Source organism: Streptomyces alkaliterrae (genome assembly GCF_007097205.2).
Taxonomy (GTDB): Bacteria; Actinomycetota; Actinomycetes; order Streptomycetales; family Streptomycetaceae; genus Streptomyces; species Streptomyces alkaliterrae.
The window spans coordinates 1-2,429 of record NZ_VJYK02000507.1 but is presented as its reverse complement, the minus strand read 5'-3'; the positions used below and the strand labels follow the sequence as shown (position 1 = coordinate 2,429).

Annotated in this window: 4 protein-coding genes; 1 reads left to right on the top strand and 3 read right to left on the bottom strand. The window is 70.7% G+C overall.

Annotation, left to right across the window (positions count from 1 at the left end):
* Positions 1-816 precede the first annotated feature (816 nt).
* The 3 genes from FNX44_RS26175 to FNX44_RS26165 are packed head-to-tail and all read right to left on the bottom strand — an operon-like array spanning position 817 to position 2,181.
* Positions 817-1,437, bottom strand: a complete 621-nt coding sequence (locus FNX44_RS26175) for a GTP-binding protein (protein WP_143651457.1) — start codon at positions 1,435-1,437, stop codon at positions 817-819.
* A complete protein-coding gene (locus tag FNX44_RS26170; protein WP_143651456.1) occupies positions 1,418-1,777 on the bottom strand; it encodes a DUF742 domain-containing protein in 360 nt (119 codons plus the stop codon). The genes FNX44_RS26175 and FNX44_RS26170 overlap by 20 nt, the downstream gene beginning before the upstream one ends.
* Positions 1,774-2,181 (bottom strand): roadblock/LC7 domain-containing protein, encoded by a 408-nt coding sequence (locus FNX44_RS26165; protein WP_143651455.1) that lies wholly within the window; start codon positions 2,179-2,181, stop codon positions 1,774-1,776. Before FNX44_RS26165 ends, FNX44_RS26170 begins: the two co-directional genes overlap by 4 nt.
* A gap of 57 nt (positions 2,182-2,238) precedes the next feature.
* On the opposite strand from FNX44_RS26165, the gene FNX44_RS29295 reads away from it, so the two are divergent.
* Positions 2,239-2,429: hypothetical protein (locus FNX44_RS29295; protein ID WP_228450260.1), on the top strand; the 191-nt coding region annotated here is incomplete at its 3' end.

Genomic DNA, 2,429 nt, shown 5'->3' with positions numbered 1-2,429 from the left:
GCTCAGGGGGGAGCGGAAGTGGCCATCGGCCGCAGGAAGTGGGGGTTGCTGCTGCTTGCCGGCGCCCCTGACGGCAACCGGTGGCCTGCTGTACGCCACGGGCGTCACCGGCGCCCGCGACGTACTGCTGGGGCGCCTGGAGGGAGGACTCCGCGCCGGAGATCCTCGGTCATGACACGTTCGTCAAGCGTTCGGTCGAACGGCCCCGAACCGGCAGCCGATCGTCCGAAAGGTTCGTGAGCGCGTGCGTGCCGACTACGGACCGCCGTCATCCCGTGCGGGCGCCCGCAGAGAGTGGATCGCCCGCCATCTGAACGACCCCTCGCTGACAAGATTGCCCGACGGTCTGCCCGGCCTGCTGGGACAGGAAGGCGCCGTGCTCGCCCTGCCACGTCGGTGTGACGCCGGGGAGCACCGATGTTCGTCACGCTCGGCGTGACGGCCGTCAGGGAGAAGAACCCGGGAGCGGAGCCGAAGAGTCCGTGCCCGGACGCCCGGGGGGCTCGCTCATATGGCCGTGGATGTGGCGAACACCGTGATGCGTGGGATCGGATGCGCGCCGGAGCGCCCCTTCAAGCTCAGCTCTCCGCTTCCGCACGACGAAGGGGGAGCGCTGGGACCGGCCGTCGCTGCGGTTCACGACGAGGCATGGTCGCCTTTGTGCTCACGCAGGAGGAGCGTTGGGAGGAGGGATGGTTGCCGTGGCGGTATCTGGCGCCGTATGCGGAGGCGCAGTCGCGGCGGCTCGGCTGCGGTGAGCTGGGAGTCCGCCGCGACTGAGCTGCCCCGCGGCCGAGGCGGCCACCGTCGCCTGGCTCAGGAGACCTCGCGGCTCGCCGCGAGGGAGTGCAGGTAGCGCATCAACGCGATCAGCGCGTCCCGGCTGGAGGCGCGGTCGCGCGCGTCGCACTGGACGATCGGCACGCTCGCCGGCAGGTCGAGGGCGGTGCGCAGCTCCTCGATCGGGTGCCGCGGCGCGTCGGGGAAGGAGTTGATCGCGACGAGGAACGGCACGCCGCGTTCCTCCAGGCGGCCGATGACGTCGAAGCTCACCTCGAGGCGGCGGGTGTCGACGAGCACGACCGCGCCGAGCGCGCCGTCGAAGAGTCCGTTCCACAGGAACCAGAAGCGCTGCTGGCCTGGTGTGCCGAAGAGGTAGAGGACGAGTTCGTCGTTGAGGCTGATGCGGCCGAAGTCCATGGCCACCGTGGTGGCCGACTTGCGCTCGACGCCGACGGTGTCGTCCACGCCGACGCCTGCCTGGGTCATCGTCTCCTCGGTGGTCAGCGGGCGGATCTCGCTGACCGAGCCGACGAGTGTCGTCTTGCCGACGCCGAAGCCGCCGACGACCACGACCTTGACGGCGGCGGTGGCCGTCTCCGGCAGCGCGTCCTCGCTCCGTGGGCCGACGACCGGCTCAGAGCCTTTGAAGTCCATGGATGACTGCCTCAATCAGTGCGGGGTCGGGGAGTTGTGCCGCAGCGACCGGGGCTCGGGCGAGCACGCGGCCGGTGGAGAGCAGGTCGTCGATCAGGACCGTGACCACGCTCACCGGCAGGTGGAGATAGGCGGAGATCTCGGCCACGGAGAGCGGGGAGTGGCACATCCGCAAGATGGCGGCGTGTTCGGGCTGCATGCCCGGTGTGGGGCCGGACGCGGCCACGATGAGCGTGACCAGGTCCAGTGAGTTGTTCTCGGTGGGGGCGCTACGTCCCCCGGTGATCACGTAAAGCCGTTCCGGCGTACCCTCGTCCCATTCCTCGTCGCCACCCCTCATGCGGCCGGTCCGTCATGGCGTGGAGGGCTGGTCAGGTGTTGGCCGATGCGGGCGACGAGGTCCCGCATCCGTGCTCCTATCAGACCCGCGTCCACGCCCTCGTCGGTGAGTACCGCGAGGTAGGCGCCGGCGCCGGCGGCCATCAGGTAGAAGAAGCCGCCGTCCAGTTCGATGACGACCATGCGCATCTGCCCGTCGCTGTGCGGGAGTTCCGCGGCGACCGCGCCGGCGAGGCTCTGCAGACCGGCGCAGGCGGCGGCGAGCCGGTCGGCGGTGTCGGTGTCGGTGCCGTGCGCGCCCATCCGCAGGCCGTCGGCGGACAACACGACGACGTGGCGGGTCTGCGGAACGCTCTCGGCGAGGTCCTTGAGCATCCAGTCCAGGTTGGGCCGGTGCTGAATCATGGCTGCTCACTCTTTTCCGAAGGCTCTTCGTGGGTCTGTCCGGCAGAGGGAGCTGCCGTGCTCTCGCCGGAGATACCGCTCTGGAACGCCGCCATCCACATGCCGGGCTGCACGGGAGGCGCGTCCTGCCCCGGTGGGTCGGTCGTGTCGGCCGTCGGGCCTACCGAACGGCCGGGCGGCGAGGAGGGCGCTGTGGACGCGGCACTGGGGCCGCCCGGGGTGGGGGGCGCGGTGACCCGGGTCCGTCG

What these genes read in the sequence shown, in the direction of transcription:
- FNX44_RS26165 (WP_143651455.1), bottom strand. Translation starts at nt 2,181, where the DNA reads ATGATTCAGCACCGGCCCAACCTGGACTGGATGCTCAAGGACCTCGCC.
- FNX44_RS26175 (WP_143651457.1), bottom strand. Translation starts at nt 1,437, where the DNA reads ATGGACTTCAAAGGCTCTGAGCCGGTCGTCGGCCCACGGAGCGAGGAC.
- FNX44_RS26170 (WP_143651456.1), bottom strand. Translation starts at nt 1,777, where the DNA reads ATGAGGGGTGGCGACGAGGAATGGGACGAGGGTACGCCGGAACGGCTT.